This window comes from Mycobacterium innocens, from assembly GCF_900566055.1.
Lineage (GTDB): Bacteria > Actinomycetota > Actinomycetes > Mycobacteriales > Mycobacteriaceae > Mycobacterium > Mycobacterium innocens.
On sequence record NZ_UPHQ01000286.1, the window covers coordinates 1 to 12,676 of the forward strand.

At 66.8% G+C, this 12,676-nt stretch carries 10 protein-coding genes and 1 pseudogene; 2 read left to right on the top strand and 9 right to left on the bottom strand.

Features of this window, described 5'->3' with window-relative positions; all coding sequences use genetic code 11:
* From EET03_RS27615 to EET03_RS27625, 3 genes and pseudogenes are all read right to left on the bottom strand, one after another.
* Positions 1-730 (bottom strand): annotated as a pseudogene (locus EET03_RS27615) (PE family protein); the annotation flags it as partial.
* A 550-nt stretch (positions 731-1,280) separates the two neighbouring features.
* Complete coding sequence (locus tag EET03_RS27620; protein ID WP_075544255.1) at positions 1,281-2,054, bottom strand: TIGR03084 family metal-binding protein; 774 nt, start codon at positions 2,052-2,054, stop codon at positions 1,281-1,283.
* A gap of 11 nt (positions 2,055-2,065) precedes the next feature.
* Complete coding sequence (locus tag EET03_RS27625) at positions 2,066-3,394, bottom strand: MFS transporter (protein ID WP_075544258.1); 1,329 nt, start codon at positions 3,392-3,394, stop codon at positions 2,066-2,068.
* Positions 3,395-3,494: 100 nt separating this feature from the next.
* Here EET03_RS27625 and EET03_RS27630 point away from each other — a divergent pair, with 100 nt between their 5' ends.
* Complete coding sequence (locus tag EET03_RS27630; RefSeq protein WP_023369112.1) at positions 3,495-4,103, top strand: YqgE/AlgH family protein; 609 nt, start codon at positions 3,495-3,497, stop codon at positions 4,101-4,103.
* 75 nt (positions 4,104-4,178) lie between these two features.
* Here EET03_RS27630 and EET03_RS27635 read toward each other — a convergent pair whose 3' ends face one another.
* Positions 4,179-4,529 (bottom strand): hypothetical protein, encoded by a 351-nt coding sequence (locus EET03_RS27635; protein ID WP_075544254.1) that lies wholly within the window; start codon positions 4,527-4,529, stop codon positions 4,179-4,181.
* Between the two features lie 77 nt (positions 4,530-4,606).
* Positions 4,607-5,665 (bottom strand): LpqN/LpqT family lipoprotein, encoded by a 1,059-nt coding sequence (locus EET03_RS27640; RefSeq protein ID WP_122508856.1) that lies wholly within the window; start codon positions 5,663-5,665, stop codon positions 4,607-4,609.
* Between the two features lie 195 nt (positions 5,666-5,860).
* Between EET03_RS27640 and leuS the strand changes: the two genes are divergently transcribed.
* On the top strand, positions 5,861-8,788 hold the full coding sequence (gene leuS, locus EET03_RS27645; RefSeq protein ID WP_075544252.1) for a leucine--tRNA ligase: 2,928 nt from the start codon (positions 5,861-5,863) through the stop codon (positions 8,786-8,788).
* 79 nt (positions 8,789-8,867) lie between these two features.
* Here leuS and EET03_RS27650 read toward each other — a convergent pair whose 3' ends face one another.
* Genes EET03_RS27650 through EET03_RS27665 form a run of 4 tightly spaced genes read right to left on the bottom strand, consistent with a single transcriptional unit; the run spans position 8,868 to position 12,644 of the window.
* Entirely contained in the window at positions 8,868-9,533 is a 666-nt protein-coding gene (locus EET03_RS27650) for an SDR family oxidoreductase (protein ID WP_075544251.1), read from the bottom strand.
* Between the two features lie 40 nt (positions 9,534-9,573).
* Positions 9,574-10,071 carry a MarR family winged helix-turn-helix transcriptional regulator gene (locus EET03_RS27655; RefSeq protein ID WP_075544250.1) on the bottom strand — a complete coding sequence of 166 codons (498 nt, stop codon included), beginning with the start codon at positions 10,069-10,071 and terminating at the stop codon, positions 9,574-9,576.
* A gap of 54 nt (positions 10,072-10,125) precedes the next feature.
* Positions 10,126-10,872 (bottom strand): amino acid ABC transporter ATP-binding protein, encoded by a 747-nt coding sequence (locus EET03_RS27660; RefSeq protein WP_063472314.1) that lies wholly within the window; start codon positions 10,870-10,872, stop codon positions 10,126-10,128.
* Positions 10,869-12,644 (bottom strand): ABC transporter substrate-binding protein/permease, encoded by a 1,776-nt coding sequence (locus EET03_RS27665; RefSeq protein WP_425271569.1) that lies wholly within the window; start codon positions 12,642-12,644, stop codon positions 10,869-10,871. The genes EET03_RS27660 and EET03_RS27665 overlap by 4 nt, the downstream gene beginning before the upstream one ends.
* Between the last annotated feature and the right edge of the window lie 32 nt (positions 12,645-12,676).

Sequence of the window (12,676 nt, forward strand, 5' to 3'; positions counted from 1 at the left end):
GGCACCACCAGCCCACCCCAGCGGCGCATAAGCGGTGCCGCCGGTGCCGCCCGCACCGCCGGCGCCACCGGCCACGCCGGGCCCTCCGGCGGCCCCACTGCCGCCGGCGCCGCCGGTCCCGCCGAAGCCACCCAACCATCCACCGGCACCACCGGCACCGCCAGCGCCGCCCGCCCCGCCGGCAGCGGTCGCGTTGCCCCCGGCGCCACCGCGCCCTCCGTCACCGAATAGGCTCGCAGCCCCGCCGGTGCCACCAGCCTGTCCCGGCGCCCCCGACCCGCCGTTGCCGCCGTTGCCGATCAACAGCCCGCCAGGCCCACCGGCCCGCCCCGTTCCCGGCGCACCGTCCGACCCGTTACCAATCAGTGGACGCCCCAGCCACATCTGGGCCGGCGCATTGATCGCGCCCAAAACGCCTGCTTCGAGGGTTTGCAACGGTGAGGCGTTGGCCGCCTCCGCGACCGCATACGCGGCCCCACCGGCCGTCAGTGCCTGGACAAACTGGGTGTGAAAGGTGGCGACCCCCGCGCTGAGGGCCTGATAATCCTGGCCAAAGACGCTGAACAAGCCGGAAATCGCCGCAGAGATCTCGTCTTGGGCGGCGGTCAAAATCTGTGTCGTCGAACCGGCCGCGATCATGTTGGCCGCCCTGATCGCCGTGCCGATTTCCGTGAAGATCCGCCGACGTTGCCGACAATGCTTCCGGCGTGACGACCAAAAACGACGACATGTTCGACTCCGATCCCCAATCACCACAGCCCGGGACAACTGAAAAACGCTACCCGCATTACTGCCGCTTTTCGGCAGATTGAACGACAATCCTTACGATCGTTCATGGAAAAGCAGTGCTCAGACGGCCCAGGCTGGCCTGACCCAATTACCGCCAACCACTGCGCCGGAATCCGGATCTTCCGACCGTTAGCTGGCGGAGTCTGAAGCGGGCCGAAGCCCCAACATTTCCCCGAAACCGAGGAGGCATGCGCTCAAATGCGCAAGCCGTCCGCCGAGTCCATCCACCGGCAGGATCTGAGATCGATCAAACGGTCCGACGCGCGCTCATCGCCCGCGGCGGGGCTGATGGGCCGCGGCCCTCTTCGCGCGCTGGCGCGCGCTCATCGCCCGCGGCGGGGCTGATGGGCCGCGGCCCTCTTCGCGCGCTGGCGCGCGCTCATCGCCCGCGGCGGAGCTGATGGGCCGCGGCTCTCTTCGCGCGCTGGCGCGCGCTCATCGCCCGCGGCGGAGCTGATGGGCCGCGGCTCTCTTCGCGCGCTGGCGCGCGCTCATCGCCCGCGGCCGGGAGGGCCGGCAAAGGCTTGAGCGATCGTCAACCACCGCTGCGCGTCGTCCCCTACCGCGGTGATGTCGAGAGTGGGCAACGCCCGCCGCTGGGTGACCAGGAAACAGAAATCCTCGGCGGATCCGGTGACGCGCTGGGCGGCATCGGCCGGCCCCCAGGACCAGGTGTCTCCGTCGGGGCCGCGCAACTCGACCCGGAAAGGCTCGGCCGGCGGGGTCAGATTGTTGACGAAGAACGCGTAGTCCCGGGTGCGGACACCGAGATGCGCGATCGAGCGCAGCCGGTTGGTGGCAGGCCGACTGACACCGAGGGCGTCGGCGACGTCGAGTCCGTGCGCCCAGGTCTCCATCAATCGCGCGGTAGCCATCGACGCCGCGCTCATCGGCGGCCCGAACCACGGTAGTTTGCGGCCATCGGCAACCTTCAGCAACGCATCGTGCAACCGGCCCCTCGTCATCCGCCAGTCATCGAGCAACTCGTCCGGCGGCCGGGCCGCGAGCTCTTCGGCGCCGGCGTCCACGAAGCCGGCAGGATTAGCCGCCGCCTGGGTCAGCACGCCGGCAAACCCGGCCTCGTCGGTGATCGCGGTCAGCGCCACCCGATCAGTCCACAACAGGTGGCCGATCTGGTGTGCGATGGTCCAGCCCGGTGCCGGTGTCGGCTTGACCCATCGCTGCGTGGGAAGAGGCGCCACCAGCGCGTCGAGGTCGTCGCTTTCGGCCCGCAGGTCAGCGACGATCGGACCCGGACCCGCCATCAGTACCTCCCTTAGTCGCCGTTGACCGGCTGGCCCCGTCGGCCAACGATGCTGTGAACCACAAGCCCGGTCAAATAGATCACCGAACCGAACAACACGAACGCGGGCGCGTGCCCGTCAGCTGGAATCAATGCTGCGACAACGGTAACCGAGGCGATGTAGGAGACCCAGAACGACGCGTCCTGGACGGCGAACACGTGCCCGCGCAACGCGTCATCGACGTCTATCTGCATCGCGGAGTCGGCGCACAGCTTGACCACCTGGCCGGCTACGCCCAGCAGGAACCCGCATGCCACCATGATCGGGATCACCAGGCCGGCGCCGGCGATTTCGATCGTCGCGGCCGCGATCAGGGCGCCGTTGGCCGTCGCGTAGCGCCCCCACCGCCGGATCAAGACCGGAGTCAACACGTTGGCCAGGAATGCCCCGAGACCCGTGGCGGCGAAGAACACCAGGGCGGTGCCGAACCCTACGACGTCCGCATCTTTCATGTGGTGGACCAGCAGCAAGATCAACAGCGAGTTGATGCCGACCACCATCCGGTGTGCGGCCAAGCCGGACAGCGCAGCGGCAACCGTCGGTTGTTGCACAACCGTACGCACACCGTGTAGCCAGCCGGTGATCACTGCGTAGACGACCGATCCATGGATCGCGCGCTTGGTGTCGTCCGGACCGAGTACCCGGGGGGCGAACCGCAGCGACAGCAGCAACGCAATCAGCACCGGGACAATGGCGGTGAAGACGACCACGGCGGCGCCGTGATCGCCGCCGCCGGCCAGCCAGCGGGGCAACAGCATGAAGTTCGCGCCCAGGAAGGCCCCGACCGCCCCTGATGCGGTGGCCACCGAGTTCATCGTGACCACCTGCTCGCGTGGCACCACATGGGGCAACGATGCCGATAAACCCGATGCCACGAACCGGGCCAAACCATTGGCCAGCAATGCTCCGATCAGCAGCAGTAGATCGCCGCCGCGAAGCGCCAGGATCGTGCCGATCCCGGCAATGAAGGCCAGCCGGCCGATGTTGGCGCCGACGAGCACCAGCCGCCGGTCCCAACGATCCATCAGTGCCCCGGCGAACGGGCCGAGCAGTGAATACGGCAGAAACAGCACCGCGAAAGCCCTTGCGATCGCCATCGGGTCGGCGGCCCGGTCCGGATTGAACAGCAGTGCTCCCGCGAGCCCCGCCTGGAAGAGACCGTCACCGAATTGGCTCGCTACGCGAAGCTGCAGCAGTCGCCCGAAATCGGGCAGAGCACGTATCGACCACCACAGTGCGACGGGTGCGCTGGTTTGCGTCTGGCTGCGAATGACAAAACCCACTTCCACGATCGGGCGCAGGCAATGCTGGTATCGCGCTGTGCCCGACCCAATCACAGTACAAATATCTGCCGACCGTGCTTGTTTGGCCCGGTGATGCTTTGGCGAATGCGATGATGGTGTGGTGGCGCCGCAGGAAGACCCCGAAGACTACATGGCACCCGCCGCACAACGTGTGCGAGCGGGTACTTTGCTGCTGGCCAACACCGATCTGCTGGAGCCGACCTTTCGGCGCAGCGTGATCTACATCGTCGAGCACAACGAGGGCGGCACCTTGGGTGTGGTGCTCAACCGACCCAGCGAGACAGCGGTGTACAACGTCTTGCCGCAGTGGGCCAAACTCGCCGCCAAACCGAAGACGATGTTCATCGGGGGCCCGGTCAAACGCGACGCTGCCCTGTGCCTGGCCGTACTGCGGGTCGGTGCGGATCCGGACGGGGTGCCGGGTCTACGCCATGTTGCGGGCCGCATGGCGATGGTGGATCTGGACGCCGACCCCGACCTGCTTGCACCGGTGGTAGAAGGTGTGCGGATCTTCGCCGGGTACTCGGGCTGGACTATCGGTCAGCTCGAAGGCGAAATCGAACGCGATGACTGGATTGTGTTGTCGGCGTTGCCATCTGACGTCTTGGTTCCACCCAGAGCCGACTTGTGGGGGCAGGTCTTGCGGCGGCAGCCGCTACCGCTTTCGCTGCTGGCCACCCATCCGATCGACCTCAGCCGCAACTAAGACCAAGCCACGCTCGACTCCGCGGGTCCGGCAACGTCGATGATCCGTCAGGAAGACCGACGGCCAATACCGAATTCATCGGCAGGACAACGTGCAGGCCGCGCAACCCCCGCCGCAATCAGCCGACTTGGGCCGGGCAGCCTCCCGGCGCAGCGCGTAGCGGGCGCTCTGCCATGAGCCGGTGGCGAGCGTGCCGAACGCGCCCGCAACGCAAACGACCATCACCACCAAAGCCGTTGGCGCAGCCGCCGCAAGTGCCACGACACCTCCGGCGGTCAGCATGACCGCGGCCGCCAACTGCGTAGGCGCCATTGCGCGCAGCGCCAGCTGCGTCGGATCGGCGGTGCGGGTATGAGAGAGCGACCAGACCCCGAAGACGGCGGAAGCCGCCGCCGCACACACGCACAGCACACCCGCAATCACCATGGGCTCACAATACGAGTTCGCCGGTGAGTCCGCCCGACCCGATCCGCCGAACGCCGATCGGTCAGAGGCGCCCGGACTCAGCGGGACGGGACGGGTGTGAGGGTGACCAGCGGCGGCAGCGTGGTTGTCACCCCGGGCAGCGACGGCGCTGCGGGGTTTACGTGGGGTGCCGTCGCCTGCGGAGCGGGGGCTGCCACCGGAGCCGAATGCGTCGCCTGGGTGGGAGCTTGGGGAGCGGGCGCGATCGCCTGGGTGGGAGCTTGGGGAGCGGGCGCGATCGCTGCTGCCCCGCGCGCGGGCGCCTGACCGGCCGCCCCGGGAGCCGTCACCCGGAAACCGTTGACGATGGCGTCCGTGGCAGGCGCATCGGCAATCGCCTGCGAGGCCGCGGTGGTCACCGACAACGACACCAGGTACTTGTCAGCCCCCGAACTGGCAAGGACATGGCGGCGCGAGGTGTTCAGCGTCATGTCGTTCTCGCGGTATGTGCCCTCAATGATCGACGACGGGAAGCCGTTGAAGTCGGCCATGGATGAGTTGGTCGTCCGCCACGCCAGCAGCTTCTGGCTGTCGACGAAGCCGTGTGTGATGGCCTCCGCGGGGTCGAAGTCGCCGACCAGTTTGTAGACCACCACCTGCGCGTTGGACGTGTAGACACTGTTACCGCCGACCCTGTCGGCGATCACCAGGAAGGCGTCGGGCACGTTGGGGTCGGGTACCGGAGTCCATCGAGGCGGCAACGGCAGGGTGACGTCGAGCGCCTTGAACCCCTGCGACCGCTGCGGCTCGAACTTGACCCCCTTGCCCTGGAGGAACTCACGCAACGTCCCGGCTACGGCAGGCGTCACCGCTGGCGGCGTCGGTGCCACGGCCGCCGGGGGTAGTGCCGACACCACGGGCGCGGGTGCCGGCGCCTGTGCGGGGACCGGGGCGAATCTGTTACTGACACCGCCGGGAACCGCGGTGAGGTTCTGGACGGGCGGCGCCGCCGGTTGCACCGAAACCGGCGCGGGGAGAGGGGGTTGGGGATACAGCGGTTCGGCCGATGCCTTCCCGCCCGCAATGAGTACGACGCCGACGAAACCGGCAGCCATGCCCCCCGCGAAGACCCGCCAGCTACGCGCGATCTGGATCATGTGCGTCGGTCCCTCCGAACTCCTCGGGCATCAATGCCCGTTATCGAGCTGAATTTAGCGAACTCTTAAAGGCGCCAATAGTGCCGACATCGAGCTGGGATGAACCTCTGACCGGTGTGCAACGCAACCGAGACCAACCCGTGGCCGGCGGCTTGGGCGCCTACCTCGAAGGGGCGCCCTTATACCCTGTTGGGCGTGACCGAATCGCCGACCACGACGCCGGGCAGCGCCTCCGGTGACACGTCCAGTGTCTGGGACGCGGAATCCGACGCGCCGCGGTACCGCTACACCGCCGAGATGGCAGCGGTGATAGAGCGAAGCTGGCAGGACAGCTGGGCTCGCCTGGGGACGTTCAACGTGCCCAACCCGGTCGGGTCATTGGCTCCCGCGGACGGTTCGCCGGTGGCTGCGGACAAGCTCTTCGTCCAGGATATGTTTCCCTATCCCTCCGGCGAGGGTTTGCACGTCGGTCACCCGCTGGGCTACATCGCGACCGACGTCTTCGCTCGGTATCACCGGATGAAGGGCCACAACGTACTGCACGCATTGGGGTTCGACTCCTTCGGGTTGCCCGCGGAGCAGTACGCCGTGCAAACCGGCACGCACCCGCGTACCCGGACCGAGGCCAACATCGTGAACTTCCGGCGGCAGCTGGGCCGGCTGGGCCTCGGCCACGACAGCCGTCGCAGCTTCTCGACCACCGACGTCGAGTTCTACAAGTGGACGCAATGGATTTTTCTGCAGATCTACAACGCGTGGTTCGACACCGCAGCCAACAAGGCCCGTCCGATTGCCGAGCTGCGTGCCGAATTCGAGTCCGGTGCAAGAACTCTCGGCGATGGGCGGGAGTGGGCCAGGTTGTCGGCGGGGGAGCAGGCCGACGTGATCGACAGCTACCGACTGGTTTACCGGGCCGATTCGATGGTGAACTGGTGTCCGGGGCTGGGCACGGTTCTGGCCAACGAAGAGGTCACCGCCGACGGCCGCAGCGACCGGGGCAACTTCCCGGTGTTCCGCAAGCGGCTGCGGCAATGGATGATGCGCATCACCGCCTACGCCGACCGGTTGCTCGACGACCTCGACGTGCTGGACTGGCCGGAACAGGTCAAGACCATGCAGCGCAATTGGATTGGTCGCTCGACGGGAGCGGCGGCGCTGTTTTCGGCGACTACTGTGACGGGGGACCGGGCCGGTTCGCGAGTCGACATCGAGGTGTTCACCACCCGGCCCGACACCTTGTTCGGCGCCACGTACCTGGTGCTGGCTCCCGAGCATGACCTGGTCGACGAACTGGTCGTGCCCGCCTGGCCCGCCGGCGTCAACCCGTCGTGGACCTACGGCGCCGCCACACCGGCCGAGGCCGTCGCCGCCTACCGCGGTGCGATCGCGGCCAAGTCGGACCTGGAGCGTCAGGAGAGCCGGGAGAAGACCGGCGTCTTCCTGGGAAGCTACGCGATCAACCCGGCCAACGGCGAACCGGTGCCGATCTTCATCGCCGACTATGTGCTGGCCGGATACGGTACCGGGGCGATCATGGCGGTCCCGGGCCACGATCAGCGGGACTGGGACTTTGCCCGGGCGTTCGGCCTGCCGGTCGTGGAAGTCATTGCCGGCGGCGACATTTCGCAGGCCGCATACACCGGAGACGGCGTCTTGGTGAACTCCGGCTACCTCGACGGGATGAACGTCACAGAAGCCAAGCAGGCTATCACCGCGCGGCTGGAGTTCGAGGCCCGTGGCCGGGCGCGTATCGAATTCAAGTTGCGGGACTGGCTTTTCGCGCGACAGCGGTATTGGGGTGAGCCGTTCCCGATCGTCTACGACAGCGACGGACGTCCGCATGCGCTCGACGACGCCGCGCTGCCGGTGGAATTGCCAGAGGTGGCCGACCATTCACCGGTGCTGTTCGATCCCGACGATGCCGACAGCGAGCCGTCGCCGCCGCTGGCCAAGGCGACCGAGTGGGTCCACGTGGAGCTGGATCTCGGTGACGGCCTCAAGCGGTACAGTCGTGACACCAACGTGATGCCGCAATGGGCCGGCAGCTCCTGGTACGAGCTGCGCTACACCGATCCGCATAACTCAGAGCGGTTCTGCGCCAGGGAAAATGAGGCGTACTGGATGGGCCCACGGCCGGTCGAACACGGCCCGGAAGACCCCGGCGGCGTCGACTTGTACGTCGGTGGCGCCGAGCACGCGGTGCTGCATCTGCTGTATTCGCGGTTCTGGCACAAGGTGTTGTACGACCTGGGTCACGTGAGCTCACGGGAGCCCTATCGCAAGCTCATCAACCAGGGCTACATTCAGGCCTTCGCCTACACCGACGCGCGCGGATCCTACGTGCCGGCAGATCAAGTGATCGAACGCGACGGGCGCTTCTTCTACCCGGATTCCGGCGGCGAGATCGAGGTCTTCCAGGAATTCGGCAAAATCGGTAAGAGCCTGAAGAATTCCATATCACCCGACGAGATCTGCGACGCATACGGCGCCGACACGCTGCGGGTGTATGAGATGTCGATGGGCCCGCTGGAGGCCTCGCGTCCGTGGGCCACCAAGGATGTCGTCGGGGCTCACCGCTTTCTGCAACGAGTGTGGCGGCTGGTGGTCGAGGAGGACACCGGTGAGACGCGGGTGGTCGACGGGACGGAATTGGACACCGACACGCTGCGGGCACTGCACCGCACGATCGCGGGTGTGTCCGAAGATTATGCGGCACTTCGTAATAACACCGCGGCTGCCAAACTCATCGAATACACCAACCACCTCACCAAAAAGCATCGTGATGCGGTGCCTCGCGCGGCGATCGAGCCATTGGTGTTGATGCTGGCTCCGTTGGCTCCGCATCTGGCTGAGCAGCTGTGGCTGCGGCTGGGCCACGCCGTCTCGTTGGCGCACGGTCCCTTCCCCGAGGCAGATCCGGCGTACCTTGTCGACGAGACCGTCGAATACCCGGTGCAGGTGAACGGCAGAGTGCGTGGCCGGATAGTCGTGGCCGCCGAGGCGGACAACGAGGCGGTTGAAGCCGCCGCGCTGGCTGACGAAAAGGTGCAGGCATTCCTGGCGGGAGCCACGCCCCGCAAGGTGATTGTGGTTCCGGGCCGGCTGATCAACCTGGTGGTCTGAATCCCCCGCCGAATGTGAATTGGCCGACGCGACACGCCGAAAAGCCGTCGCGTGGTACACACTCGACAGCCCGCTAGCGCTAGCGGGGCCGGACTACCACTTCGTGGACGTGGCCATCGTGCGGGGTGGCTACCACGTTTGCGACCACCCCGGCGACGGTTTCGGCTCGCAGGAATCTGGCGGGATCGTAGTTGCCGCCTTCGAACTCGACCAGTTCGCGCTGCATCTCGGTGTCGGTGCGGCCCGGGAAAATCGTCGTCACCCGCAGGCCGGGCTCGTCGGCGCGCAGCGAGTCGGCAAAGGCCCGCAAGGCGAACTTGCTGGCCGAGTAAGACGCCATGCCCGGCGAAACATTGCGCCCGGCACCAGAATTGATGAACACCACCTGGCCGCTGGCTTGCCGGAGCGCCGGTAACAGTGCCAGTGTGAGTGCCACCGCGCCGAAGACGTTGACGTCGAAGGTGGCACGCCACTCGTCGACGTGCGAATCGCCGACGTGGCCGGGGATGGATAGCCCGGCGTTGTGCACCAGCACGTCGAGTTCGTCGACCACTTCGCAGCTGGCCTCGATCGTGCTGGCATCGGCCAGGTCGAGTGGAAAAGTGGTGGCGCCCAACCGTTTCGCGACGGCGTCGAGACGCTCGGAGGGCCGACCGGCCAGCAGCAGGGTGTGTGTCGGCGCCAAGGCGGTGGCAATCGCCGAACCGATGCCGCGGCTGGCGCCGGTGATGAGTGCGGTGGGCATGGCTAGAGCGGTTACCAATCAGCTTGCCGGTCGGTTGCTTTCACGCCTGTTCACGGGCATCGTCGGCGGCGTCACTGGCCGGCTCACCGCTGGCCAGACGTTCCAGCGGCGCCAGCGCTTTCGTCAACGTGTCGAGGTCGGAGTGGGGGAGCTGGCTGAGCATCGCGGCAAGTGCGGCATGCCGGTTGGCCAGCGACTCGGCATGCACCGCCCGCCCTTGCGGCGTGATGTCGACCAGTACGGCCCGCAGATCGGACGGGTCGCGGGAGCGCTTCACCAACCCAATCTTTTCCAGCCGGCGGATGGCCACGGTGGTGGTGGGTGTCCGCACCCGTTCGTGGGCGGCCAGGTCCGTCATCCTGATCGGGCCGCGATCGAGCAAAGTGACCAGAATCGACAGCTGCGCCAGGGTCAATTCCCCGGCGACCGCGCCATTGGGATCCCCGCGGCGCAAGATCGCGAACAACTTGGACAGTGCGCGGTGCAGGCCCTCCGCCAATTCCGTCACCTCAGGTGCGGTGGATTCGCTGTCCGCCATAAGTCGGCAGTCTAACCCGACATCGCGATAGCCGACTGCCAGCGGTGCCTAAACCTAAAGCACCTGGGCCAGGAATCGCTGCAGTCGATCCGTCTGGGCGGCCTCGAAGATCTGCTCCGGGGGACCGGCTTCCACGACCTTGCCGTGATCCATGAAGACGACCGCATCCGATGTCGAGCGGGCAAAGCCCATTTCGTGGGTGACAACCACCATCGTCATTCCGTCGGCGCCGAGGTCGGCGATCAGTCCCAGGATGTCCTTGACCATTTCGGGATCCAGCGCAGAGGTCGCTTCGTCGAAGAACATCACCTGCGGGGCCATGGCCAGTGCGCGCGCAATCGCAACACGTTGCTGTTGGCCGCCCGACAGCGTGCCGGGACGCGCAGCGGCCTTGTGTTTCAGGCCAACTCGCTCCAGGTGGCGCAGCGCCAGATCGCGGGCCGCGCCGGCGGACAGGCCGCGCAGCTTGCGTGGCGCCAGAGCCACGTTGTCGAGCACGCTGCGATGCGGGAAGAGGTTGAAATGCTGGAATACCATGCCCATTCGCTGGCGCAGTTCGTTGGGGTTGTCCCGCAACACCGACCGCCCGTCGAGAAGGATGTCGCCGCTGTCGGGCTCGTGCAACCGGTTGAGGGTGCGAAGCAACGTCGACTTGCCCGAGCCCGACGGGCCGATCACCGCCGCGGTGGTGCCCGCCGGGACGTCGATATCGACACCGCGCAGCACCGCATTGCCGCCCAACGCCTGATGAATATCCTTGGCAACCAACGAAACCGGCGTACGGCGCGCCCCGCTGGTCACGTCATCTCCTGACCGATGGTCGAGCTGACGACCTCGGAGGGATCCTGCGGATCAATTCTGGCGCGGCCGCGCCGAAGTCGCGCGTCGATGTAGTTCACCAGGTGGGTCAACGGGATGGTCAGCAGCAGATAGAAGATGCCCGCGGCCACCAACGGCGACAGGTTACCGGTCTGCGCGTTGAGGTCGCGGCCGATTTGGAACAGTTCGCGCTGTCTGGCCACCAGGCCAAGGAAGTACACCAGGGCAGAGGCTTTCAGCAGTGCGATGAACTGGTTGACCAATGCCGGCAGCACTCGCCGTATTCCCTGCGGCACCACCACCAGTCGCATCGCCGCGGAGTAACTGAAACCCAGGGCACGAGCGGCCTCGAGCTGGCCGGGGTCCACGCTTTGGATTCCGGAACGCAGGATCTCGCCGACGTAGGCGCCGGCCATCAACCCCAGCGCGGCGATGCCCAACGGGTAAGGGTTGTTGTTGGTCAGCCCGCCCACCATCGGGCCGACGCCCAGCCCGATGATCAGGATGATCACTACCTCGGGCAGGCCGCGGAAGATATCGGTGTACACCCGCGCCGGCCACCGCAGCCAGCGCTTCTGCGAGACCCCGGCGACGGCCAGCGCCATGCCGATCGCCAGCCCGATCGCGCTGGCGCTGACACTCAGGATCAACGTGTTGGGCAGCCCGGTATAGAACAGCGCCGGGATGGCCTGTCGGTACATGTCCCAATCGAAAAAGGATTCCCGAAGCTGCGCCAGGGTCGACTTGGGTGCGGCGGGCTGGAGCGGCTTGCGGTGCTGACTGGCCGCGATTGCGGCGAAATCCGGCAACGTCGGGGCAGCGACGGCGTTCGAGCCGGGCTTCCACCCGCGCGGCAATGTGCGGGGAACCCAGTTGCTGTAGAGATCCGCCCAGGTTCCGTCGGCGATCACCGCGTCCAGCCCCGAGTTCAGCGCGTCGACGAGCGCGGGGTTGTCCTTGGCGACCGCATAGGCCACGAAGTCGTCGGTACTGAAGGTGTTCGCGACGATCACCGCGGGATCGCCCGGTCGCATGGCCGCCGCCGCTTGGTTCGCCGGTGCCACCCACGCGTCGATCTGGTGGGTTTTCAGACTGCCGTACACGGTGGCGAAGTCGGGATACTTCACCGGTTGCAGGTGCAGGGTGTCGACGACGTAGGACTCCTCGACGGTGCCTTGGACGACGCCGATGCGCTGACCGGCGGCGAGGTCGGTGAAACTGGTGATCGCCGAACCGGGGGGCACCACCAGCGAGTAGTAGCCGAAGTCGTAGCCGTTGGTGAAAGCGACTGTGCGACGGCGCGCATCGGTGGCCTTGACCGATGCCGATCCGACGTCGAAACGTCGCGATGCCACCTGGGCAAGTAGCCCGGAGAAGTCGGTGCCGACGAAGCGGACATGCAGGCCAAGTTTGGCGGCAATGGCGCGCAACAGCTCGTTGTCGAAGCCGGTGAACCGTCCGGTCGAGTTGATGCAGACGTTCGGCGGGGCATCCGATAGCGTGCCCACCGTCAGCACCCCGGATGCGCCCAGCCCCAGCGCGTTGACATCGATCGAGCTCAGCGGCACGACGGTGGCGGTCGTGTCGGTGTCGGTGTCGTCGTCGGTGCCCGCCACGCCAGGCCCGGACAGGTTACCGGGCAGAACCGTGGCACTCTCCACACCGGCGGGGGCGCACTGATGCCGGTCTGCCGCCGCGGGCGCCGCGGTTGCCAGGCTAGCGAGGATCAGTATTGCCGCGGCCGCGGCCAGCAGTCTGCGCCCGCTTCTGGTGCAGGGACCCACGC